At 35.0% G+C, this 24,101-nt stretch carries 23 protein-coding genes and 2 pseudogenes; 18 read left to right on the top strand and 7 right to left on the bottom strand.

The window, feature by feature from the left end; translation table 11 throughout:
- Positions 1 to 5: 5 nt before the first annotated feature.
- The gene (gatA, locus tag CJ229_RS04095) at positions 6 to 1,469 is read left to right on the top strand and encodes an Asp-tRNA(Asn)/Glu-tRNA(Gln) amidotransferase subunit GatA (RefSeq protein ID WP_102167826.1); all 1,464 of its coding nucleotides are present in this window, start codon (positions 6 to 8) and stop codon (positions 1,467 to 1,469) included.
- On the top strand, positions 1,470 to 2,900 hold the full coding sequence (gene gatB / locus CJ229_RS04090; RefSeq protein WP_102167825.1) for an Asp-tRNA(Asn)/Glu-tRNA(Gln) amidotransferase subunit GatB: 1,431 nt from the start codon (positions 1,470 to 1,472) through the stop codon (positions 2,898 to 2,900). It begins immediately after the preceding gene.
- Between the two features lie 48 nt (positions 2,901 to 2,948).
- Here gatB and CJ229_RS04085 read toward each other — a convergent pair whose 3' ends face one another.
- Positions 2,949 to 3,719 (bottom strand): hypothetical protein, encoded by a 771-nt coding sequence (locus CJ229_RS04085; RefSeq protein ID WP_317846628.1) that lies wholly within the window; start codon positions 3,717 to 3,719, stop codon positions 2,949 to 2,951.
- Between the two features lie 139 nt (positions 3,720 to 3,858).
- Here CJ229_RS04085 and CJ229_RS04080 point away from each other — a divergent pair, with 139 nt between their 5' ends.
- Positions 3,859 to 4,746: a diacylglycerol kinase gene (locus tag CJ229_RS04080; RefSeq protein ID WP_040928982.1), complete on the top strand. Its 888-nt coding sequence runs from the start codon at positions 3,859 to 3,861 to the stop codon at positions 4,744 to 4,746.
- Positions 4,747 to 4,755: 9 nt separating this feature from the next.
- Here CJ229_RS04080 and CJ229_RS04075 read toward each other — a convergent pair whose 3' ends face one another.
- Positions 4,756 to 4,980: a hypothetical protein gene (locus CJ229_RS04075; protein WP_068131008.1), complete on the bottom strand. Its 225-nt coding sequence runs from the start codon at positions 4,978 to 4,980 to the stop codon at positions 4,756 to 4,758.
- A 76-nt stretch (positions 4,981 to 5,056) separates the two neighbouring features.
- On the opposite strand from CJ229_RS04075, the gene rlmD (CJ229_RS04070) reads away from it, so the two are divergent.
- The 9 genes and pseudogenes from rlmD (CJ229_RS04070) (at position 5,057) to CJ229_RS04030 (ending at position 13,762) form a co-directional block, all read left to right on the top strand.
- The gene (gene rlmD, locus CJ229_RS04070) at positions 5,057 to 6,388 is read left to right on the top strand and encodes a 23S rRNA (uracil(1939)-C(5))-methyltransferase RlmD (protein WP_102167823.1); all 1,332 of its coding nucleotides are present in this window, start codon (positions 5,057 to 5,059) and stop codon (positions 6,386 to 6,388) included.
- A gap of 82 nt (positions 6,389 to 6,470) precedes the next feature.
- A complete protein-coding gene (locus CJ229_RS04065; protein ID WP_317846627.1) occupies positions 6,471 to 6,917 on the top strand; it encodes a type IV toxin-antitoxin system AbiEi family antitoxin domain-containing protein in 447 nt (148 codons plus the stop codon).
- A gap of 142 nt (positions 6,918 to 7,059) precedes the next feature.
- Positions 7,060 to 7,893, top strand: a complete 834-nt coding sequence (locus CJ229_RS04060) for a nucleotidyl transferase AbiEii/AbiGii toxin family protein (RefSeq protein WP_102167822.1) — start codon at positions 7,060 to 7,062, stop codon at positions 7,891 to 7,893.
- A 91-nt stretch (positions 7,894 to 7,984) separates the two neighbouring features.
- On the top strand, positions 7,985 to 9,373 hold the full coding sequence (gene rlmD / locus CJ229_RS04055) for a 23S rRNA (uracil(1939)-C(5))-methyltransferase RlmD (RefSeq protein ID WP_102167821.1): 1,389 nt from the start codon (positions 7,985 to 7,987) through the stop codon (positions 9,371 to 9,373).
- A 559-nt stretch (positions 9,374 to 9,932) separates the two neighbouring features.
- On the top strand, positions 9,933 to 10,160 hold the full coding sequence (locus CJ229_RS04050) for an SHOCT domain-containing protein (RefSeq protein WP_102167820.1): 228 nt from the start codon (positions 9,933 to 9,935) through the stop codon (positions 10,158 to 10,160).
- Positions 10,161 to 10,367: 207 nt separating this feature from the next.
- Positions 10,368 to 11,036 (top strand): annotated as a pseudogene (locus tag CJ229_RS04045) (recombinase family protein); the annotation flags it as partial.
- A gap of 51 nt (positions 11,037 to 11,087) precedes the next feature.
- Positions 11,088 to 11,780: a recombinase zinc ribbon domain-containing protein gene (locus CJ229_RS04040; protein WP_246827419.1), complete on the top strand. Its 693-nt coding sequence runs from the start codon at positions 11,088 to 11,090 to the stop codon at positions 11,778 to 11,780.
- Positions 11,780 to 12,193, top strand: coding sequence for a serine integrase family protein (locus CJ229_RS04035; protein WP_068131174.1), 414 nt, complete (start codon positions 11,780 to 11,782; stop codon positions 12,191 to 12,193). Before CJ229_RS04040 ends, CJ229_RS04035 begins: the two co-directional genes overlap by 1 nt.
- A gap of 3 nt (positions 12,194 to 12,196) precedes the next feature.
- Positions 12,197 to 13,762 carry a recombinase family protein gene (locus CJ229_RS04030; RefSeq protein WP_068131171.1) on the top strand — a complete coding sequence of 522 codons (1,566 nt, stop codon included), beginning with the start codon at positions 12,197 to 12,199 and terminating at the stop codon, positions 13,760 to 13,762.
- Between the two features lie 393 nt (positions 13,763 to 14,155).
- Here CJ229_RS04030 and CJ229_RS04025 read toward each other — a convergent pair whose 3' ends face one another.
- Positions 14,156 to 15,271, bottom strand: a complete 1,116-nt coding sequence (locus CJ229_RS04025) for an IS4 family transposase (RefSeq protein WP_102167819.1) — start codon at positions 15,269 to 15,271, stop codon at positions 14,156 to 14,158.
- A gap of 241 nt (positions 15,272 to 15,512) precedes the next feature.
- Between CJ229_RS04025 and CJ229_RS04020 the strand changes: the two genes are divergently transcribed.
- The 4 genes from CJ229_RS04020 to CJ229_RS04005 all read left to right on the top strand — a co-directional run bounded on the left by CJ229_RS04020 (position 15,513) and on the right by CJ229_RS04005 (position 17,813).
- Complete coding sequence (locus CJ229_RS04020) at positions 15,513 to 16,052, top strand: TetR/AcrR family transcriptional regulator (RefSeq protein WP_317846626.1); 540 nt, start codon at positions 15,513 to 15,515, stop codon at positions 16,050 to 16,052.
- The gene (locus tag CJ229_RS04015; protein WP_057995856.1) at positions 16,053 to 16,367 is read left to right on the top strand and encodes a DMT family transporter; all 315 of its coding nucleotides are present in this window, start codon (positions 16,053 to 16,055) and stop codon (positions 16,365 to 16,367) included.
- A gap of 17 nt (positions 16,368 to 16,384) precedes the next feature.
- The gene (locus CJ229_RS04010) at positions 16,385 to 16,735 is read left to right on the top strand and encodes a DMT family transporter (protein WP_057995855.1); all 351 of its coding nucleotides are present in this window, start codon (positions 16,385 to 16,387) and stop codon (positions 16,733 to 16,735) included.
- A gap of 595 nt (positions 16,736 to 17,330) precedes the next feature.
- Positions 17,331 to 17,813, top strand: coding sequence for a gamma-glutamylcyclotransferase family protein (locus tag CJ229_RS04005; protein WP_419181882.1), 483 nt, complete (start codon positions 17,331 to 17,333; stop codon positions 17,811 to 17,813).
- A 115-nt stretch (positions 17,814 to 17,928) separates the two neighbouring features.
- On the opposite strand, the gene erm is transcribed toward CJ229_RS04005, so the two are convergent.
- From erm to ermCL, 3 genes are all read right to left on the bottom strand, one after another.
- The gene (gene erm / locus CJ229_RS04000; protein ID WP_070458552.1) at positions 17,929 to 18,663 is read right to left on the bottom strand and encodes a 23S ribosomal RNA methyltransferase Erm; all 735 of its coding nucleotides are present in this window, start codon (positions 18,661 to 18,663) and stop codon (positions 17,929 to 17,931) included.
- Positions 18,664 to 18,929: 266 nt separating this feature from the next.
- A complete protein-coding gene (locus CJ229_RS03995) occupies positions 18,930 to 20,006 on the bottom strand; it encodes an IS30 family transposase (RefSeq protein ID WP_068128648.1) in 1,077 nt (358 codons plus the stop codon).
- A 115-nt stretch (positions 20,007 to 20,121) separates the two neighbouring features.
- A complete protein-coding gene (gene ermCL, locus CJ229_RS03990; protein WP_123317386.1) occupies positions 20,122 to 20,181 on the bottom strand; it encodes a 23S rRNA methylase leader peptide ErmCL in 60 nt (19 codons plus the stop codon).
- A 281-nt stretch (positions 20,182 to 20,462) separates the two neighbouring features.
- Between ermCL and CJ229_RS03985 the strand changes: the two are divergent.
- A pseudogene (locus CJ229_RS03985) lies at positions 20,463 to 21,834 on the top strand (terminase large subunit).
- A gap of 94 nt (positions 21,835 to 21,928) precedes the next feature.
- On the opposite strand, the gene CJ229_RS03980 reads toward CJ229_RS03985, so the two are convergent.
- Positions 21,929 to 22,471: a recombinase family protein gene (locus tag CJ229_RS03980; protein WP_070456258.1), complete on the bottom strand. Its 543-nt coding sequence runs from the start codon at positions 22,469 to 22,471 to the stop codon at positions 21,929 to 21,931.
- Positions 22,472 to 22,649: 178 nt separating this feature from the next.
- Here CJ229_RS03980 and CJ229_RS03975 point away from each other — a divergent pair, with 178 nt between their 5' ends.
- Positions 22,650 to 24,095: a SulP family inorganic anion transporter gene (locus CJ229_RS03975; protein ID WP_102167736.1), complete on the top strand. Its 1,446-nt coding sequence runs from the start codon at positions 22,650 to 22,652 to the stop codon at positions 24,093 to 24,095.
- Positions 24,096 to 24,101: the final 6 nt, after the last annotated feature.

Raw genomic sequence — 24,101 nt, 5'->3', positions numbered from 1 at the left:
CATTGGTGACTAACATTCATCATTTAACGGTTGAAGAAATCGTATCAAAAATTAAGCAAAAAGAACTCACACCTTCAGAAGTCGTTGAAGGATTATATAAACATATTGAAGCGCATGATAATAGCGTTCAGTCATTCATCAAATTAACGAAAGAAGACGCATTAAAAGAAGCAAAGCATCTTGATGAATTGCAAGCAAAAGATGAAATGACAGGTGAACTATTTGGATTACCGGTCGGTATTAAAAATAACATTTTAACAAAAGGGATCACGACAACAGCAGCATCTAAAATGCTTGAAAACTTTATACCAATTAACGACGCGACGGTCGTTAAAAAGTTAAAAGACGCAGAAACAATTAGTCTCGGTAAAATTAACTTAGACGAGTTTGCGATGGGATCTACAACTGAAACGTCCTATTATAAAAAGACGACAAACGCTTGGAGCACAAAACTCGTTCCAGGTGGATCTTCAGGTGGCTCTGCAGCTGCAGTTGCGGCAGGATTTGTGCCAGCAGCGCTCGGAACTGATACTGGTGGATCAATTCGTCAACCTGCAAGCTTTAACGGTGTCGTTGGTATGAAACCAACGTATGGAAGAGTATCACGTTTTGGTGGCATTGCATTCGGTTCATCATTTGACACAATTGGCCCAATTACAAAGACGGTAAAAGATAATGCGATACTTTTAAACGTTTTAAGTGGACTCGATGAGTTTGACGGTACAACTGCGGACAAAGAAGCGGATTTCTTAACAAACATCGATAACGATATTAAGGGTATGAAAATCGCAGTCGTTAAAGAATTAATGACAGAAGATGTTAACGCTGAAGTACGTGAAAGCATTGAAAAAGCAGTTGAAACGTTTAAATCACTCGGTGCTGAAGTTGAAGAAGTCAGTATCGATCATTTAGACAAAGTCATTTCAATTTATGAAATCGTAAGTTCAAGTGAAGCATTTTCTAACTTAGCACGCTTTGACGGAATTCGTTACGGTTACCGTGCTGAAGCAGAAAACTTAGAAGACTTATATAAGAAAACACGTGGAGAAGGTTTCGGTGACGAAGTAAAACGCCGTATCATTTTAGGTACGTATATGTTACAAGCAGGTCATTTTGAAGATTACTTCGAACAAGCGCAAAAAGTACGCCGATTAGTAATGGAAGAATTTGCGGAAGTTTTATCGAAATTCGATCTCATATTAACACCAACAACAGCTGCACCAGCACATGAATTTGGTAAACCAGACGAGAATGTATGGATGACAGACATCTTAACAATCCCTGCAAACTTAACAGGATTACCAGCATTATCAGTACCGTGTGGCTTAACTGAAGATAATCGTCCAATCGGATTACAAATCATTGGAAATCACTACGAAGAAAGTAAGATTTACAATGCTGCGTATAAATTCGAACAACAATTTAATCTTCACGATGAATTAAAAAATCTCACATTGGAGGTTAAATAAATGCATTTTGAAACAGTAATCGGACTCGAAGTACACGTCGAGCTAAATACAAAATCAAAAGTATTCTCAGGTGCACCTTCACACTTTGGTGCAGAACCAAATACAAACCTTTCTGTTATGGAGCTTGCACATCCTGGTGCGTTACCAGTCGTTAACAAAACAGCAATCGAGTACGCAATGAAAGCAGCTCTTGCTTTAAATATGGAAATTCCATCTGTTACTCGATTTGACAGAAAGCATTACTTCTATCCAGATAACCCGAGTGCGTACCAAATTACGCAGGATAAAGAACCAATCGGTCAGCACGGACATATCGAAATTGAAGTGGATGGTAAAAAGAAAAAAATCGGTATCACGCGTCTACACTTAGAAGCGGATGCTGGTAAATCAGTCCATAAAGACGACCATTCACTCGTCGACTTAAACCGTCATGGTTCAGCACTTGTAGAAATCGTATCTGAACCAGATATTCGTACACCTGAAGAGGCATACAAATATTTAGAAAAACTAAAATCGATCATCCAATATACAGGTGTTTCTGACGTTAAAATGGAAGAAGGATCATTACGTGCGGATGCGAACATCTCAATTCGTCCATACGGACAAGATGAATTCGGTACGAAAACAGAGTTAAAGAACTTAAACTCATTTAACCACGTACGTAAAGGTTTAGAATTCGAAGAAAAACGCCAACAACAAGTCCTAATGTCAGGTGGAGAAATCAAACAAGAAACGAGACGTTTTGACGAAAAAACTGGCGAAACAATTTTAATGCGTGTTAAAGAAACAGCAGATGATTACCGTTACTTTAGAGATCCAGACCTTGGACCTGTAAGAATTAGTGACGAGTGGAGAGAATCTGTAAAAGCAAGTATTCCAGTACTCCCAGACGAGTTAAAAACACGCTACTTAGAAGAGTACGGTTTACCAGAATATGACGCAGATATTTTAACACTCACAAAAGAACACTCAGACTTCTTTAACGAGATGGTCGAAACACATAAAGCAGATCCAAAACTTGCATCAAACTGGATCATGACAAGTGTGAACGAGTACTTAAACAAACAACAAGTAGAACTTCACGACACAGAAATTACACCGAAAAACTTAGCTGAAATGATCGGACTTATTGAAGACGGTACAATTTCAGGTAAACAAGCGAAAAAATTATTCTCTGAATTAATTAAAAACGGTGGAGAAGCAAAAGCAACAGCTAAAAAGCTCGGTATGGAACAAATTTCAGACCCAGCAGTACTTGGTGAAATGGTCGAAGAAGTACTCAATGAGAACCCTCAATCAATCGCAGACTTTAAAGATGGTAAAGACCGTGCGATTGGATTCTTAGTAGGACAAATTATGAAAAAATCACGTGGACAAGCAAACCCACAAATGGTTAACAAGATTCTTTTAGAAGAAATTAATAAGAGATAATATTTAAAAAAAGACTTTGCACCTAAACTTTAGGTGCAAAGTCTTTTATTATTGTAAGAAGAAGTCTCTAATATTTTTAGCAACTTCTTTTTCAGCTTCACGAGTTAATACGTTTTGATTGTAATCATACATGTCATCGAGCTCTATTCTACTATTATCAACGTAGAAATAATCGTTCTCTCTCATAAATGCTTGATCATCTTCTAATACGTTTTGTAAGTTAACATGCGCATGTGCGTTTGGTTCACTTAAAATGACAGCTGTCTTATTTGCTTCAAGTAGCGACATATACATACGTAATACGTTTGGTAAGTCGTGACTTGGAAGGACCTCTTCGTTATAGTCTTGAATTTGGAGTGCGCTTAACAGCACGACATCAGCACTGTCATTAATGTTTAACTGTGCAAGTTGACCAGAATTAACATCGATATCGATACGATTAAATCCAATCGTCGTATTGTTAAATGCTTCTTTTAAATCGTTCATGAATGCATCGCTATAATACGTCGGTAATACAACATCGACCGTTAACGGTTCGTTGTTTTGAATGTTTGCATCATACTTATCTTGGATGACATCTTCATTAAATATAAGTGGTTCACTTGAAACATTATTTTCTGATGTAGAAGCTTCTTCTTTTCCATCATCTTCTTTGTTCGTGTGATCGTTTTTATCTTTTTGGTTATCGCTGTTACTGGAATTTTCTACTTGACTAGTATTGTTATTATTATCTACGTTACTCTTATTTTCGTGTAAAAAATTTAAGTATAATAAAAATAAAAATACTAGTGAAAGTAGGACAATAATTAGTTTTTTCATCAAATCTCCTCGTAATTTTTTAATGTCTATATTATATATGATACAATTATCTAGATTAGATAATACCATATTTAAAAATATTTTTCATTAACATGAGCAAATATTGTTAGTACGATCAAATATGCGTAGGTGATAGCTTATGAAAACAGCACGTATTATATATAATCCGACGGCAGGGCGAGAAGTGTTTGAGCAACAACTTCCTCAAATTCTCGAACGTTTAGAGCGTGCAGGGTACATTGCGAGTGCACATAGAACGACTGGTATTGGTGATGCGATTGTTGCTGCGAAACGTGCATGTGAACTCGAGTTTGATTTAGTCATTGCGGTTGGTGGAGACGGTACGGTAAATGAAGTCATTAACGGCCTACTTCAGCATGATACACCACCTGAGTTTGGGATTATCCCAATGGGGACAGTAAATGATTTTACACGAGCGCTAGGTATACCGAGTGATATTTTTGAAGCGCTCGACTATATTATTGAAGGTGAACCATTTGCGATAGACCTCGGTCTAATGAACGGTAAATACTTTATGAATATCGGTGGGGGCGGTAAGATTACAGAGGTGTCTTACGAAGCACCGAGTCGCTTAAAGGCAGTTATCGGATCTCTTGCATATTACGTAAAAGGAATTGAACTTATCCCGCAAATTACATCATTCCCAATACGAATTGAACACGATGATGATGTTTACACAGGACGTGTTATGTTGTTTTTAATCGGTTTAACAAACTCGATTGGCGGATTTGAACAACTCGTACCAGATGCTGAGTTAGACGACGGATATTTTTCGGTTTTAATATTAGAAGAGGTCAATTTAGCAGAGCTTGCACACGTTTTAACGCTTGCGATGCGTGGGGAGCATTTAAAGCACGATAAAGTAAAATACTTTAAATCAAGAGAGCTATATGTCTCGAGTTTCGAAGAAGTACAGTTAAATTTAGACGGAGAACTCGGTGGTGTGTTACCTGCACATTTTAAAAATTTACAACAAGCCATTAAAGTAAGAATTAAAAAAGAATAACCGCTTTGGTTATTCTTCGTTTTTTTGTTCATTTTTAATCGACTCGATTTCTTCATCGAACGTCGTTTTATGTTTTTCGTTAAATGCTTCAATATGCGTATTTCTTACGAGGGTAAAATTTAACGCAATAAAAAATGAGACACCAGTCATAATGATTGCTGGTAAGCCAAGTTCAAATGCAGTAAAAAGAATATATGCAAATAGAACCCATAACATCAAACCACTCGCTCTCACAACATACCCTCCCAAATCTTAATATAAATATTATAATTAATTTCATCTATTTTTAAAAGAGAAAACAGGGGATCACATGGACAATACATATAAAAGTAAAGTGTCAGGATATACACATGACGGTAGAGGTGTTGTAAAAGAAAATCACCTCGCGTTTATAGATGGCGCTATAAGAAATGAAACAATTACATATACACTCACTCAGACTGGTAATAAGTTTAGTCAGGGGAAAGTAGTAGATGTTTTATCGAGAAGTGAAAATCGTGTAAATCCACCGTGTAAATATTATGACATCTGTGGTGGATGCCACGTTCAACATATGAATGAAACCGAGGAACGAGACTTTAAAAAAGAAGCGGTTTTAAATACGTTAAGACGTCATATTAAAGATATAGAAGTGAACGATACAGTTGAACTTGACGAACTATATTATTACCGAAATAAAACAGTGTTTGCAGTGAGAGAACAGCGTGGTAAAGTGGTCATCGGTCAATTTCAAAAAAATGGTAAAGACGTCGTCGATATCGATCATTGTATGATTCAAAAAAGAAGTCATAACGAGATCATCGAAGTGTTAAGAAAACTGATAGTAAAATACGACATTTCAATTTACAATGAAGAGAAACATACTGGGTTTTTAAGGCACTTAATCATCCGTTCTAATCACGATGACAGTGAAATACAAATCGTGTTTGTTACGAATGGTAAATCATATACATTTAAACCATTAGTCGATGAACTCGTTCAAGACGCTAGAATTACAAGTGTCATTCAAAACATTCACACTGAAAGAACAAATCTCGTCACGAGTTACAACTCAGTCGTACGATACGGTAAGTCATATATAGTGGATGAGTTATTAAATAAACAATTTAAAGTGAAAGACTTATCGTTTTATCAAGTAAATCATGAAATTACAGAAAAGATGTATAGTGAAGCAATCGAACGGGCTGCACTAACAAAAACAGACGTCGTCATCGATGCGTATTCAGGTATTGGTACGATCGGTCAATTATTAGCAGACAAAGTGGATGAAGTAATCGGTGTAGAAATCGTCGAAAGTGCAGTCGAGGATGCAAGAGACAATGCAAAGTTAAACGACATAAAAAATGCGACGTATATAAATGGTAAAGCTGAAGAGAAAATTAAAGAGATTGTAAACGAAAAACATATCGATGTACTATTTATAGATCCACCGAGGAAAGGGTGCGACCGTACATTTTTAGATACAGTTTTACAAGTGGAACCAGAGAGAATTGTGTATATCTCATGTAATCCAGCAACACTTGGAAGAGATTTAAAAATATTAAGTGAAAAATATACAATCGGTTCAGTCACGCCGTACAATATGTTTTCAAAGACGTATCATGTGGAGGCTCTAGTGCCACTGACAAGGAAAAATGATTAAATTTGAATTGATATGATTTCTATTTATTACTTCCTTTTGTGCTTTGTTTTATATATAATAAAGCACAAAAGGAAGTTTTTTTATGAACAAGAAAAAAATAAATAATATTATTAAAAAAAATAATGGAATAATTACAGCATCAGAAGCTACAGAAAAAAGTATAGATTCTTGGTATCTTACAGATATGGTTCGAAATGGTGAACTTGAAAGAGTAGCAAGAGGTGTTTATCTTCATCCTTCCTATGATAATTATGATGAACTATATATTTTCCAACTTCAACATAAGGTATGCATTTATTCTTATCAAACCGCGCTTTATTTACATGGTCTGACGGAAAGACTACCTTTTACTAACGAGGTTACGGTATATCAGGGATATAATACTTGGAGAGTAAAAGATATGGTTATACCTCATCATGTAAAAAAAGAATGGTACGAAGTGGGAATTACTGAGGTTAAAACGGAGATAGGTAATATAGTTTCGGTATATGATATGGAAAGAACACTTTGTGATATTGTTAGAGATTGAAAAAATCAAAATCCTGAAATATTTTCAAAAGCTTGGAATTTTTATCTGAAGAGAGATAGTAAAGATATATGGAAATTAAGAAAATATGCGAATATATTTGGAATATCCGAACAGATTGAAAATATTTTAGAGGTTATTGTATATGAATAAAGATAGTATAACTGCAAAAATTAGAAATAAAGCTATGGAATTAAAGATTAACTATAATTTAGCGCTAAATCAATTTTTCTTTGATGAATTCCTAAAACTTTTGTCACAAAGTAAGTATAAAGATAATTTCATGCTTAAGGGAGGTATTCTACTGACATATAAGTTAGGAGTTCAAAATAGAGCTACTCAAGATATAGACTTTTTAGCAAAGGGAATTAACATCGACTCTGACAATATTAAATCTATTTTAATATCAATAATTTCAGAAATTAATCAATCAGACGTTTGGTTTGAAATTGACGGGCATGGTGAAAGAATACGCTCTGATGATGAATATGGTGGACATAGATTTAAATTAATTGGCCATCTATCAAACATAAGGATTCCTTTTGCTGTAGATATTGCAACAGGAGATCCAGTTTATCCTAGTCCAGTTGATGAGGAATATCAGACAATCTTAGGAGATAGATATGACCTTAAATGTTATCCAATTGAGTCTGTTTTGTCGGAAAAACTCCATACGATATTAACTAGAGCTGAAAATAATAGTAGGAGTAAGGACTATTATGATATTTATATAATTTTTAGCACACAAATAGAAAAAATAAATTTTGAAGATTTGAAAAGAGCTGTATCACTTACTTTGAAATATAGAAAAACAAATATTTCCAAAGATAGAGCTATTGAAATTATAAATCTTATAAAAAATAATGAATCAATTAGGGATAGATGGAGTAGATATCAGAATAAAAACCCATATGCTAAAGGAATAGATTTTGCTCAGGTTATTGCTACAATTTATAATTTAATTGAAGAGGTAATGTAAACAATTAATTCAGATAATTATGATGGAGACGGTAATGTCTATTACTTTAATTAGTTTAGAAACTAACGAAGAAATGTAGAAGGTGAAAATTATGTCAAAGTCACGTACATATGATGTGACAATAAAAAGTTTTAATAAAAAAGGTCAAGGAGTTACGAAGTATCGTAGAGATGATTGGGAAGGTAAAGGTAAAAATTTACGTTTAACAATCCCTCGCACTATTCCGGGAGAAGTGGTTCGTGTTGAAGTGCCAAATGCTATGAACCGTAAAAGTGCATTTACGCGTCCAATTGAAATTATAAAAAAAGATGAAAACAGAATCGACGCACCGTGTAAATATTTTGATATTTGTGGTGGATGTCAGTGGCAACATTTTGATTATAATGCGCAACTAAAAGTAAAAGAAAATGCGGTTAAAATGTACATCGAAAACAATGGTTTCGACCCTTCAGTGATTCGTCCAATTATCGGTGCAGAAAATATGTGGCGTTATCGTAACAAAATGGAGTTTACGTTCGGTAGTAACGGTGAACTAGGTCTCCATGAAATGGATAACTTTAGAAATATTATTGACCTTGATTCATGTTTAATTGCTGGAGAAGAAACGGAAAAAGTCATGAATATCGTTTCAGAATGGGCAAAACAAAGTGGCATTAAAACATATAACAAAGATACAAAAGAAGGGATTTTACGTTACTTAATGGTGCGAGAGTCTCAACATACTGGAGAAGTGATGTGTGCGATATTTGCTGCAGATGATCCAGAAGCGTATGAAGAAGAAATTAATCAATTATTAAAAACGTTAGTATCTGAAGTCGAAAATATCGAAAGTATTACGTGGTCAAAAAACACAGATCTAGCAGATATGACGCAATCAGAACGTACTGTCGTTCTTCACGGTAGAGATTATATTCACGACGAAATGTATGGATTTAACTATCGTCTATGGTTTGACACGTTTTTCCAAACAAATCCAAGACAAGCTGAAAAATTAGTAGACCTCGCAATAGAATTTGCAAAACCGACGAAAGATCAGTCGATGATTGACTTATTCTGCGGAGTAGGAACATTCTCATTACCATTTGCAACGCGCGTCAAAAGACTCGCTGGTATTGAAATTGTCGAAACCTCAATAGAATCAGCAAAACAAAACGCTGAAGAAAATGATATAGCGAATACATATTTCCTCGCAAAGGACGCTAGACGCGGTATTGACGAAGTACTAGAAAACTGGGGCAGACCAGACGTCATCATGCTCGACCCACCACGATCTGGCGCAGGTGGAAAAGTAATGCGTAGAATCGGACGCCTTCAAACAGATAGAGTAGTATACGTTTCATGTAACCCAGAAACATTCGCAAAAGATATCACATGGCTCAGAGATTTTGGCTATGAACTAAAAATCGTACAACCTGTAGATCTATTTCCGCATACAGTGCATGTGGAGTTGGTGGCGCTGTTGTCAAGGGTGGAAAAGTAAAAGGTTGAAGTGTTAAAAATGTGGGTAAGCAACAATTAAAAGCAATGAAAGCTGGATTTAAAGATGTGTTTGTGAAATATGAGTAAATAAAAACAACCGAGGAGCAGTTAAACTCTTCGGTTGTAACTTAAATGACTATTTAATCTTCCACAATCGCGCCCGATTGTGGAATTATTCAATTTAATTATAACACTTCAAACAATTCTCTCTTTGAGCTTTTTTATAAAATTTCAAAAGAAATTTATTTGTAATTTTTAAACAGGGTGTTAAAAACCAACCTTTTAAAAACGATTAAATATTTTGCCTTTTAATATCTAATTCATCTTGTTCAATTAGATATTTCTGTTCTTCAATATCCAACTTCTCTGGTTTAGCATTATTTAAATTAAACATCTCAATCATCCCTCCAATAAAACTGCCCGTTTGTTGAATAATTTTCTTTCATTATATCTAGAACTTCAATTACATATCAACTATTAATAAACATATTACCGAAATAAGGGGTTCGATTCACTCTTTCTTCGCATATAGGTAGAAGACTATTTAGGAGGAAACCTATATGCGAATGACACAACTCTCACCTAATCATCAAACATCAAATCATAAACAATCAAAACCAACTGAAGATCAACTTCAAAATGAACTTTATTTCCATCTTGCTGAAAATATGCTCATGAAACTACGTGAAGAGGAGCTTATTTCCCATGAAGAACTCAATCAAATAAGTAAATTAATTCGTCAAAAATTCAATCCCTTATTAGGCTCTTTAATGTGCGATAAACCTTGATATAACAGTGTTCTAACGCTAATATGTCACATGCAAGAAAGGAGGCTGAGTGGATGAGAAAGATAACAACACTTGATATGACAACATTTTCAGTAGTAAAACCGAAACAAAAGGTTGCTGCCTATATACGTGTATCAACATCAAATGAGGATTAACTTATTAGCTTGGAAGCACAGAGAAGACACTACAAAACTTTAATTGAAAAGAATGATGAATGGCAGCCAGCTTGTTGATATTTACAGCGATGAAGGTATCACAGGTACGAAAAAAGATAGACGACCAGAACTGCTTCGCTTAATATCCGACTGCGAAAAAGGAAAGATCGACTTCATTTTAACAAAATCAATTAGTTGATTTGCGAGAAACACAATTGACTGTTTAGAACTGGTTAGAAAATTAATGGACTTAGGTGTACACATTTATTTTGAAAAAGAAAACATCAATACAAATTCGATGGAAAGTGAACTCATGCTTTCAATCTTAAGTAGCCTTGCTGAAAACGAATCAGTGTCACTTTCAGAAAACAGTAAGTGGTCGATTAGGCAACGATTCAAACGTGGAACGTACAAATTATCGTATCCGCCTTACGGTTACGATTATATCGATGAACAGGTTGTTGTAAATGAAGAACAAACACAGGTCGTCAAGCGAATATTCAATAGTGTACTTGAAGGAGTGGGAACTGAACGCATTGCTAGGCAGCTAAACGAAGAAAGAATTCCAACAAAACGAAATGGTAATTGGACAGGTTCTACGATACGTGGAATTGTTAAGAACGAAAAATACACTGGAGATGTGCTACTTCAAAAGACTTTTACTGATGAGCATTTTAATCGAAAAGTAAATCAAGGTGAACTGGATCAATACTTAATTGAAAATCATCATGAAGCAATCATCACACATACTGATTTTGAAGCGGCTAATCGAATGCTAGAATATCAAGCAAGCCAAAAGAATGTAGCTGCTGGAAGTAGAAAGTATTTAAACCGTTATCCTTTTTCAGGGAAAATTGAATGCGCGGAATGTGGCGATACATTTAAAAGGAGAATTCACACTTCTACGCATAGAAAATATATTGCTTGGTGCTGTTCAACACACATTAAAAACAGAGATGAATGTTCGATGCTTTTCATTAAGGAAGAACGCATTCATCAAGCTTTTATTACAATGATGAACAAACTCGTTTTTGCTCGAAAAGAAATACTACATCCACTTTTTGAAACAATGAAAAATGGCTTTAAACATGATACAGAAGAACAGCTCGATCATATTGAATTGCAATTGACTGAGTGCTATGCGAAGAGTCAAATGTTGAAAAAGCTAATGGATGATAAGTTTTTAGAACAGAAATTGTATGAAGAACAACGGGCGAAAATGGACAACCAAATTAATGAGTTGTTGGAGGATAAAGAACGGTTGCTACGACTTATTCGCAACGAAGAAGAACAAGTCTACGAACTGAAAAGACTGATGAGTTTCACCAATAAACAGCAGAAAGTTGCATCATTTGAAGAAACGATATTTAACGAATATATTGAAAAGGTTTATATACACTCGTCAACAAAAATAGGTTTTTTATTAAAAAGTGGCTTGTTGCTAAAGGAAGAGGTGAATAGGTGATGGCACATACACCATTTGGCTATCAAATTGAAAACGGTAAAGTAGTCATAAATAAAGAAGAGCTGAAACAACTGCAGCATCTTTTTCAAGCGTATTTATCAGGATTGTCATTAGCAAATGCCGCTAAGGAAGCGGGAATAAAGCGAAATCATGGCGGTATTACCCGAATATTAACGGATGAAAGATACTTAGGAACGGATATTTTTCCTACCTTAATATCAAAAGAATTATTTGAAAAAGTGAAGATAGAAAGATATAAACGGGCAAAAAAATTAGGAAGACTAAATAAAAAACAAGAAGAAACCCCGTTTGAAATTCCCACATTCACTTTACCATCTATCGATATCAAACATGACAACCCATATAAACAAGCAGAATATGTTTACAGTTTAATAGAAAGTGTGGTGACCTAGAGTATGGAAAGTTCAAGAAATGTTACAGTCATCCCGGCAAGACCAAGAAGAACGAGGGAAGTAAGTGATAAGCAAAAGCTGAGGGTAGCTGCTTATTGCCGAGTATCAACTGACAGTGATGAACAGGCAACGAGTTATGAAGTGCAAATCGAACATTACACGTCATACATTCAAGCTAATCCCGAGTGGAAACTTGCAGGAGTTTATGCAGACGATGGCATTACAGGAACGAACACAAAAATGCGAGAACAGTTTAATAAAATGATAGCTGATTGTATGGATGGAAAAATCGATATGATCATTACAAAGTCCATTAGCCGATTTGCAAGGAACACGTTAGATTGCTTGAAATATATAAGAAAGCTGAAAGAACAAGATATACCCGTATTCTTTGAAAAAGAAAATATCAATTCGATGGATGCGAAAGGGGAAGTGATGTTGACGATTATGGCGTCACTTGCTCAGCAAGAAAGTCAGTCGCTTAGCCAAAACGTAAAACTTGGTATTCAATATCGATACCAACAAGGCGAAGTGCAAGTAAACCATAATCGATTTCTCGGCTACACAAAAGATGAAAATAAACGCTTAGTCATTGTGCCAGAAGAGGCGGAAATCATCAAGCGAATTTACCGAGAATACCTGGAAGGATTTAGCTTAAATAAAATTGCAAAAGGACTTGAAGCGGACGGCATATTAACAGGTGCGGGAAGAAAGAAATGGTACAGTAGTTCACTGCATAAAATTCTGACGAACGAAAAATATATGGGAGATGCACTCCTTCAAAAAACATATACAGTCGATTTCTTATCGAAAAAGCGAGTGAACAACGATGGGGTTGTTCCACAATATTATGTAGAAAACAATCATGAAGCTATCATACCAAAGCACCTTTTCATGTTAGTACAAGAAGAATTGAAAAAACGAAAAATCGCTCATATTAGTAAAAATGGACAAAGGCGAAATTACAGCAGTAACCACAGTTTGGCTCAGATTGTATTTTGTGAAAACTGTGGAGAAATATTTAGAAGAGTCCATTGGAATAACCGAGGGAAGAGGTCAATCGTTTGGCGATGCGTCAGCAGGCTTGAAAATACAGGAGTGTTTTGTGATGCGCGAACTGTTAGAGAAGATGACTTAAAGCAAGCCGTTATCCAAGCGATAAATGAACTGTTTAAAAATCGGAGCAACTTTCTAAAAGTCTTAGAACAAAATATTGCACATACGTTATCAAGTCATTTACACGATAAACTGGTGAAAGTTGAAAAAGAACTGGAAGCCTTGCAACATTCTTTAATCGGCCTAGCGAATTCGAACAAAGACTATAATGACGTTGTCGATAATATTTACAAACGTAGAGAAGAAAAACAACAACTTCAACTAGAGATTGCAGAACAAGATAATGGAAGAGAACGATTGGAACAAATATCAGCGTTATTAAAAGAGCAAACATGCGAACTAGAAACGTATGATGAGCAGCTAGTTAAGCGGATGGTTGAGAGAATTGTAGTTCATCCTGAAAAGTTGGAGATTGAATTTAAGTCTGAAATGATTGTTGAAATTGATGTATAGATTAATTGCATGACCCTGTGAAATCGGAGGTAACTTTTCATCGGCTTTTCAATTCTTTATTATCAAGATATCGATAGTCTAGTTGATTGGATAATAGGGACAACTTACAAGTGGAAGTTTCAGAGTATTGCCATTTGGTCAGTAGGTCAGGAAGATATGCGAATTTGGGGAGCATTACCGAAACAAATATTAATAATTCAAGAATGTCTACTAGATGTAGGCATTTTTTTATAACAGTATCATTTTATCACTAGCGTTGCATTAATATTATTGTAATTTTCAGTTTTTGTTTATTTTCTGAGAGAGCCAAAAAACTGAATACCCAACTAAAGGTGGCTCCATCCATTTTTTTAAATATACAGTTAAACATGAGTGACAGCGACGTTTTCTTTATTAAGAGGCGCCTTTCCCTTCTATTTTTAGAAGCCAGATGTAAGCTGGTTTCCATAGAGATGCCCTTAATAAACGGCTGATTTGTAAAATAGTTCTTTTGCTTTCTGTATTGATTTGAACCAGCACATTTAAACAGAAGACAATCATCGCAATATATACTTGATTGTGAATGGCGAACTCACTCTGACCATAGAACTTTTTAATGTTTAAATGTTGTTTAATCCACTTGAAAAAGAGTTCAATCGCCCATCGCGATTTATACATCTCAGAGACTTCTTCTGGACTTAAATCAAAACGATTAGTTATTAAATGGAGTACATTCCCTTTTGAATCGACAACTTTTAATAGGCGAAAGTAATTTTCAGCACGGTTTTGCGTTGTACCAATCAAGACCATTTGGTCCGATAGAACCGGCGAATCCTCTTCTAGCTTAAAGTCGTAAATTTCCCGAATGACGGCATTTTTACGAAGCCTAGAAAGGAAAAAGTAGCCATCGTCTGTCATACGATCGAAACGATCATAATCTAAGTAGCCGCGGTCAAACACATACATGCACTCTTTGTCATCGACCATAACTTCAAGCTGATTTCGATCATGTTCTTTTGCGTTAGTTAGCACGGCTTTTTCAGGATAGGATATTCCTTTCTCCATAAATACCAAGCGGAGATGTAGCTTGACACCTGCTTTTGTTTTACGGAATTCGGCCCACCGATGATTAGCTAGGCTGAGTGGTAGCGTGCTTGAATCAATAATTTTTAACGGCATGACTAGCTTAGAATAATGAGTTTTATCATGAATTTGAGCTACTAAGTCCAAAAATATACTTTGAAATAGTTGCGGTGGCATACCGTTTAATCGCCGTGATAATTGAGATACACTTATCGAATTCAGCTCGGTTTCATGTTGAAGTTGGTCATTGAAAAGCCAGTCGCTTATGGCATGTAAACTCTCCACCTCTTTTAGTTGTGAAAAAAGTAATAATTTCAGGAATGACTCTGTCGTTAGCTTTTTTGTATAGTGGTCTAATTTCAATGTTTTTACGTTTTCTTCAAATAGTTGAAGATTTATAGGTGAAAACCATTGCTCAAATGATGTTTTTCGTGTAATCTTGTCCATGAGTTTGGTCCTTTATTAATGGATTTGGACGGGTTACCACCTGGTTATATCCATTATAAAGGACTTTTTCTTTGGATAATAGTAAATTAGTGAATATTCGATATGTTGTTAATATTTTGTGTTAATTAATGCAATGCTAGTGTCATTTTATATAAAATCAATAATTGACAATTTAAAAATGATTTGCTAATATTACTGTACTGAACGTTCAGTACAGTAATATAGATAACTGGAGTGATGTATGTTGAGTAAAAAAGAAGAACTTCTTACAAATGCGGCTAAGATTATAAATGAGGAAGGTATCCAAAAATTAACCATGCAGTACCTTGCCGAGAAGTCTGGAATTACAAAAGGTGGTGTTCTCTATCACTTTGATAGTAAAGAAATATTATTATTAAATATGAATAAAATGGTGATAGAACAATTCGAGGGAAAAATTAACAAATATAAATCTAAACTGTCTGGAGCTTATCAATTTACACGGGCATATGCATTAGCAACCATTGACTATTTAGATGATACTGAAAATGTTTTGCTTCCATCGGTTTTTATTTCTTCTCTAGAAGATGGAAAGAGTATAGAACTGTGGGAATCCGTATCTGAACACTGGATCAAACTATTCAATCAAGACAAAGGAAATCCTGATAAGATTTTAGAACTGCGTTTGATTTGTGACGGAATTTGGTTTTCTATCATGTATAGCTATGTGGATATTTTTAAAGAAAGAATGGAAAAAATAGTGCTTCATTATTGTGATTTAATGGAAAGAGATGTGATTTAAATGGCATATGTATTTTTAGTAAGTGCGATTCTTGCGGAAGTATTTGGTACAAGCATGATGAAACTAACTTCAATAAGTAGCAATAAAAAAGTACTTTCAATCCTTGGGGTAATTATTGGGTATGCGTTAGCCTTTTATTTACTCTCATTGTCATTAATTTCCATACCGTTAAGTTTCGCTTATGCAGCTTGGAGTGGGACAGGAACAGCATTAACAGCACTCGTAGGTTTTTTAATTTTTAAGGAAAAAATAACTATACAAGGCGCTGTAGGTATTCTTTTACTGATTGTTGGCGTTGTATTAATGAGAATTTAAAAAGGAGTTATTATGGTATGAAATATTATTTGATTTTATTTACTTCCATTTTATTTGAAATTTTTGCTACATCGATGCTTAAACTATCTGATGGGTTTACGAATTTAATTCCTAGTATTGCTCTTGTCATTGGCTTTGGAATTTCTTTTACTTTGTTAATTATTTCTCTAAAGTTTATTCCACTAAGTGTCGCATATAGCATATGGGCTGGACTTGGGACTGCAGGAACAGCTTTAGTTGGAATGTTTCTTTTTAATGAAATCCTCTCAGGCTTAAACGTTTTCGGTCTTATGATCATTATTGTTGGTGTCGTCATCATGAATCTCGAAAAAAAGTCTGATAATCTAAGTAGTTCAAATGCTCTATGAAGTTTATTGACAAATTATTTACTTAAGAAATTATATGTAATTGTTATTTCTAAAATCAAGGTAAGAATAAATTTTCACGTCAATATCATTAATATAAACCCAATTTTATCCAACTGACACGATGTTCAGTTGGAATTCTATTTTCTAGAATGAAATTATTCGAGAAAAACGTAATCTAAAAGAAGTTGAAGCAACAAATTCCCGGCTGAATGGGAGTCTTTTTGTGTATTGATTAGAACTATTTCAGGTTCCGAATTTGAGTAAATTCATTGATATGTTCCCACGTACGTACACCTTTAGTCGATATGTTCCCGCAAACGTACTCACCCATAAAAAAGCGCTAGACATCAAGCTTGGTGGCTCGTCCCACTGTGAAATTGTGGCGTTATTGTCTAGGGTGGATGAATAGGAAGAGTTGAAGTGTTGATAGAATAAGGTTTATAGGGTTTCGCTGAAGTTTATTTTGGATGGATAAACGAGCGAAACCCTTTTCTATTAGCTTTAGATGCCCTGAAAATCAGGGTTGACATGGAGATTCCGGGTTGGTTAAGCCACCCGGAATCATTCAGAAGTAAATTATGAAAGGATTGAAAAGATCGGAAAATTATATATTGTCTACGGATCAAATTTAAATTTAGAACCAATGGCAAACAAATGTCCAACTGCAAAATTAGTAGGAACAAGTGAAATAAAGGACCACAAACTCGTTTTTAGGGGGCCACACGCGCATGCTGTTGCAACGGTTGAACCATGCAAGGGAGAAAGCGTTCCGGTCCTTGTGTGGCAGATTACCTCTAGTGACGAAAAGGCACTTGATCGTTATGAAGGATGGCCACATCTGTATAGAAAAGAAATGATGAAAGTTAAAGTAGATAAAAAGACAGTAAATGCGATGGTCTATATTATGAATGAAGGCAGACCACTTGAGCAGCCGAGTTGTTACTATTACTCAATCATTTTAGAAGGTTATCAAAGCGCAGGATTTGATGTCGAATATTTACGTAGAGCAGTTGAGAATTCATATAAAAAAGACGGTGTTACTTTAGAAAACGAATCTAATGGAGGGAAATTAGTGTAGTCCGAATAATATGATAATATATAAGCAAAGTTGAACACACTAGGTGAATGGAAAATACCAAAAAAGGACTGCCTAGATGGCAATCCTTTTTATTAAATGCTAAGGAATTTGTCACTTAGTTATTAAACAATTTATAGCTATTAAATACTGATAAAAATTGTTCGAAGTTAATGTTCCTTAAATCCTTTATTTTTGCATAACTTAAGGCTTTATTAAACTGGTTTTTAGTAAATAGTTCTCTGTATTCTTGGTTAACCCATTTCATAACAAAATTATTATATATTTTTTTATCTTTGTGTGATATTTTTGATGGGTGTCTTTTTAACATAATTAAAGAACTATTAATTTTAGGTTTTGGATGAAAGTATTCTTTAGGGATTTTACTTAATATGGATATATCTACTTCAGTCATTAAAAGTAACGCTAGAGAACGATTTGTATTGAGTAGCCTTTTAGCAAATCCTTCCTCGACTATTAAGTAACTAACTGTTGCATTACTTTCAAAGACAATTTTTCGTACTATATCCGTACTTATATAATAAGGTATATTACCATAGATTTTATATGTTCTGTTGTTTGGGAACTTGAACTGTAATATATCCTTATTTATAATTCGAAAATTATCGTAATTTGTAACTTTATTTTGTGTTTGAATACATAAATTTGAATCTATCTCGATAGCTGTTACATAATTACATTTTTGAACCAGTTCTAGTGTGAAATGGCCTTTTCCTGAACCAATTTCAAAAACATTATCATCGCTATTTAATTCTAAATTACTCATAATTTTATTTATATGTCGTTTCGAGGTAATAAAGTTTTGACTAAATTTTATCTCTTTTTTGTTCATTATAACCCACTCCAATGTGGTTATAATGAATTTTCTATATTAACAATTCATTATAACCTTAAATTTCAAGTTTAAGTTAGCCACTTGAAAATAGTTATTTCAGTAAATTTCACAAAGTTATATTGTACGCTTTCTTACAGTCTTTTGCTTGACGTGGGTATGGGCAAGATATCCGCAAAGCGGGATGTGTGGTGGATGTTTGCGTTCAACTTCAAACAACACACAGGGCAAGTCATGCCCATAAGGGCCCCAGGTCAAGCAAAAGATTAAGCAGCCAGTTCTAAATCCAATTGCTTCAACTCTTGCACAAAAGCCTGGTGGGGTGTTTTATAGTCCAGAATTCTTCTTGGATAATCGTTCATCCATTGTTGAATCCGCTGGACCTGGCGGTCGCTTACTTCTTTAAGAGACTGATGTTTCGGCAAGAAACGCCGGATAATCTTATGTTGATTCTCACTCGTTCCACGTTCAAAAGAAGCAAAAGGATGGCAAAAATACACATCGGTTTCTTCAGACAGATGGGATAGGTTGGCGAACTCACTTCCGTTATCCGAAGTGACTGTTTTAAAAATCTGACTGTCCAATCCTTTTAAGGACTGTATAAAGCTCTGCAGAGTTTGGTCTACCGCATCAGCTCTCTGACCCGCAATTTTGAAAATTTTCTCAAAGCGTGTCTTTCGCTCTACGAGCGTCAATAGAACAGGTTCATCGGCATCAATTTTTCCAATGACGGTATCAATTTCCCAATGACCAAATTCTTGGCGATTCTCTACGGATTTTGGCCGTTCTTCGATTGAGGTACCCAAAACTTTTACATTTCGTCGCACTCGACCTTTGGTAGACCGCGGTTTCCGTCCAACCTTTTCGAGTAAGTCGATATTCTTGGTGCGCATGATGCCACTGTCGATCCAATTGTAGAGGGTTGAAGTACTTGGAATGATCGCCGGATCAAACAGGTCCATGGCTTTATTAACCACTGTATCTGGAGACCATTTGTCTTCAAGCATTTTTCGATCCGCCCATTCAGTGAATCGCTCCGTTTCCACCCATTTGGGACGGCGGCCACAGTTCGCACGATTTCGCAGATAAATGTCATGATGCAGCTCTGCGGAGTAGACCTTTTTATAGTAGGTATACGTCTTGCCATTCTGTTTCTGTTGGCTTTTCTGCGTGACAGACGCTGTATTGATGGCATTATTGATGGTTTGTGGACTACGTCCAAGCAAAGACGCAATCTTTCGATTGGATAAATCAAGTGCTTTATACGCTTCAATTTTCTTCATTTCACCGTATGTAAGGTGTTTAGATTTGCGTGATTCTGTGTTATTATCTACATGGGTCATGTGAATTCTCCTTATATTGGTTGGTGGTACATTCAATATAACATGAAATTCACATGGCTTTTTTTATTTTAAGTGGCTAGGTTGATTATAAAATCTTCCAATTCATTATAACCAATTATTTTTCATTTGGTTGATAATGAACTGTATTTATTACAAAAATGCTAAAAATACCCAAGTGCTAATTCTCCTTCCGTTTTAAGTGTTAAAACTTAGACGAAAATGGAGAAGTCAATTACAAATAATGAACAATTACCCATTTAAATTCCTCCTTGTTAAACCTAAAGTTATTTTAACACATAAATTGTGAATTAAACAGTGAATATTGTTCTGCAAAAGGGTACAGATTGTGGAACAATTAAATAGATGTCTTAAGCTCAGATAGCAATCTGGGCTTTTTTGTCGTGCAAAACTTTATAAATTCATTTAGTTTTTTTATTTGCTAAGGGGGTGGTTATAATTAGAAAGCTAGAAATTTATAAACCAACAATCTTTAAAGCTGAACAATCTTACTACGATAAGGATGCTGCTGATATGGCAGTAAACTTTATAAGTTATTTAAAACATACAAAAGGTGAATGGTTTGGAAAAAACTTTGACTTGATAGATTGGCAGGAGCAGATTATTCGAGATGTATTTGGGACGATGAAGCCTAATGGCTATCGACAGTTTAATACTGCCTATATTGAGATAGCTAAGAAACAAGGAAAGTCAGAACTTGCCGCTGCGGTTGCCTTACTTTTAACATGTGGTGACTTTGAACATGGTGGAGAAGTATATGGATGTGCTGCGGATAGGCAACAAGCATCGATTGTATTTGACGTTGCAGTTGATATGGTGGAACAATCACCCGCACTTAAGGCACGATTTAAACCCGTCCTTTCACAAAAACGATTGATTTATAAACCATTGGGTGGTTTCTATCAAGTGTTATCTGCGGAAGCTTATACAAAACATGGATTGAACGTCCATGGGGTAGTTTTTGATGAGTTACATGCACAACCGAACCGAAGGCTATACGATGTTATGACTCATGGTTCAGGGGACGCAAGGAAACAACCATTGTATTTCTTAATCACAACTGCAGGAAATGACCAGTATTCAATATGTTACGAAGTACATCAGAAAGCAAAAGATGTACTTGAGGGAAGAAAAATAGAATCCTACTTTTTATCCTGTTATCTATGGTGCAGAGGAAGATGATGATTGGACAGACCCTGAAGTTTGGAAGAAGGCAAATCCATCACTAGGAATTACAGTTGATATTGAGAAAGTCGAACAAGCATGTGAAAGTGCCAAACAAAACCCTGCTGAGGAGAACTTGTTTAGGCAGTTACGACTGAATCAATGGGTAAAGCAATCTGTCAGATGGATGCCAATGGAAAAGTGGGACAGATGTGGTTTGCCAGTTGACCCTGAAAGTTTAATTGGTAGAGAGTGCTATGCGGGTTTAGACTTATCATCGACAACAGATATAACCGCATTTGTTTTAATCTTTCCACCAGAATATGAAGGTGATAAATATGTTGTTTTGCCTTACTTTTGGATACCTGAAGAAAACATTAGACAGCGTGTGGATCGGGACAGAGTACCTTACGAAGAAATATATCGATTGCGGGAACTGAAGCAGGAAGTCATGATGAAAAACGTAGCGCGAGAAGGACTTAGACAGCGGATTGTAGAAATGACAAAGTATTTAAAAGAGCAACCGCAGCAACTTGAAACATACGATGACCTGCTTGTAAGGCAGTTAATTGAAAGAGTGACGATTCATAAAAGGAATTTAACGATTGAGTTTAAATCGGGTATTGAAAAGGAAATAGCAATATAAAATAAAAACTAACGCAGCGTATTTTCAGAATATGCTACGTTAGTTTAAATTAACAATATAGGATTAAACTGTTTCTTTGAATGTAGAATGATAATTAACTTTCAAGATATCTATATAAGGTAGATTTACTAATACCAGTTTCATTTCTTATTTCAGATAGGCTATATTTTTTACTTTGATACATATTAATAGCGCGTTTTACATTTTCATCAGGTAATCGTGGTCTTCCGGCAGTAACTCCTCTTTGTTTTGCCTTATTTAATCCCTTCTTGGTCTTTTCGCTAATTACATCACTTTGAAATTCAACTAGATGTTTTACAATATAACTAAATTGATACCCACTTTCATTGCTCGTATCAATATCTTCTCTAATTGATTTTATGTAGGCACCTTTGTCTTCAATCATCTGTAATAGCTCGACTAAATGTAGTGTAGAGTCCGCTAGCGAATATAATTTAGTGATTATTATTTTGTCACCTTGTTCAAGTGTATGGATCATTTCGTTAAGTTTAGTTCGATTCTTTGCGGAAGAATGATTTTCGATAATTATTTTATCGCAATTTATTTCACGAAGTGTTGTTATTTGTTTATTATAATTATCATCATCACTTTCAGGTCTTATATAACCAATCAACATATTAAACACCCCTTTATTTTAAAAAAGAAGCCCTAATAATTATATCATAAAATATAATATGTTATTTCCCATAATGGTTCCATTTTGGGACGAAAGGTGTTAAACTATTTTTATTAAGGTCAGTTTGGATTTTTCGAGGGATAAAAAATAAATTTAAACAGAAGAGGTGTAGATTTAAGTGTTAGAGAAAATAAAAAGAGAATGGTTTTCAAATGTGAGAGGGGATATACTTGCTGGAATTGTTGTTGCATTAGCACTAATACCTGAAGCAATTGCATTTTCCATCATAGCAGGTGTAGATCCCATGGTTGGTTTATATGCCTCCTTTTGTATCGCTGTAATTATAGCATTTGTCGGAGGACGACCGGGAATGATTTCAGGAGCAACTGGTGCAATGGCATTACTTATGGTTCCTTTAGTAAAAGAACATGGACTTGATTATTTACTGGTTGCAACTATCCTAACAGGTGTAATCCAAATATTATTTGGTATATTTAAAGTAGCTAAAGTGATGAAATTCATACCAAGAGCTGTCATGATAGGTTTTGTAAATGCATTAGCGATTCTAATTTTTATGGCTCAGGTACCTCACTTTATTGGGATTTCTAATTTGACGTATGTATTTGTAGCAATTACATTAGCAATCGTGTATATACTTCCGAGATTTTTCAAAGCTGTTCCAGCTCCATTAATCGCAATTATTGTATTGACAGCCGTAGCACTTTATACCAATGTTGATTTACGCACTGTCGGTGATTTAGGAGCTATCACAAGAACATTGCCAGAGTTTTTTATTCCAAACGTTCCATTTACGTTGGAAACATTAGTAATTGTATTTCTTTTTTCCCTAGCGTTAGCTATTGTTGGATTACTGGAGTCTTTACTTACAGCTTCCATTGTAGATGATATGACAGACACAGAAAGTGATAAAAACAGAGAGTCAAGAGGACAAGGTATTGCAAATATTGTTACAGGGTTCTTTGGTGGGATGGCTGGATGTGCAATGATTGGTCAATCTGTTATAAATGTGAAGTCTGGTGGACGTGGAAGGTTATCTACCTTTATTGCCGGGATATTCTTGATGTTTTTAATTATAGTATTAGGGGACTTAGTCATACAAATCCCAATGCCTGTATTAGTAGGAATAATGATTATGGTTTCAATAGGGACATTTGATTGGTCATCGTTTACTTATCTTAGAAAAGCTCCCAAAACTGATTCTATTGTTATGTTGGTAACCGTAGGAATAGTTGTAGCTACCAATGATTTATCAAAGGGTGTTATTGCGGGTGTTATACTTAGTGCGATCTTCTTTGTAGCTAAAATATCAAAGTTAAAAGTGAAAAATAAACATCAAGATAATAAAGTAATTTATGAAGTGGAAGGTCAGTTGTTTTTTGCATCAACTGAAGACTTTTTAAAGTCATTTGATTTCAATTTGGAGAATAAAAATATAACAATTGATTTTTCAGATTCACATATTTGGGATGACTCTGCTGTAGGGGCAGTTGATAAAGCAGTGATTAAATTTCAAGAAAAAGATAATAAGGTAACTATCATTGGTTTAGATACATCAAGCAGAGAGATATTCCATAAACTCGCTGTGAATAATAATGTAAATTAAACAATT

Source organism: Nosocomiicoccus massiliensis, from assembly GCF_002871345.2.
Taxonomy (GTDB): domain Bacteria; phylum Bacillota; class Bacilli; order Staphylococcales; family Salinicoccaceae; genus Nosocomiicoccus; species Nosocomiicoccus ampullae_A.
Note: the sequence above shows the minus strand (reverse complement) of the source record. Positions and strands in the feature narration are given on the sequence as shown.